A 350-nucleotide genomic window follows, 5' to 3' on the forward strand; every position below is an offset into this window, starting at 1 on the left:
ATCCTGGCCGACAGTGTCGACGTCACCTCGAAGACGTTTGCCGGCCTGCTCGGTGTCGGCTACTCGGTGCTGGAGAGCCCATCCGGCCACCTTGATATCGTCGGGGGCATCAGGGTCTGGTCGGTCGACACGACCATCGGATTCAACGGTGGGCTGCTCGACGGCGTGGAGGGCGACGATGGTGATACCTGGGTCGATGGCATCGCGGGTTTCCGGGGCAATTACTTCTTTACGCCGGAAATCTACATGACCGGATGGGGACTGGTCGGGGCAGGCGGCGCGGATATCGACTGGGACGTCGCCTTGGCCCTCGGCTACAAATTCAACGAGACGGTGTCCGCGGTCGCGGG

The 350-nt window shown here is 63.4% G+C and carries 1 pseudogene; it reads left to right on the forward strand.

Annotated features, from left to right (window positions below):
* A pseudogene (locus AF337_RS10860) lies at positions 1-350 on the forward strand (hypothetical protein); the annotation flags it as partial.

Origin of the sequence: Rhizobium ecuadorense (assembly GCF_001187535.1) — a bacterium.
In the GTDB taxonomy this organism is placed as follows: domain Bacteria; phylum Pseudomonadota; class Alphaproteobacteria; order Rhizobiales; family Rhizobiaceae; genus Rhizobium; species Rhizobium ecuadorense.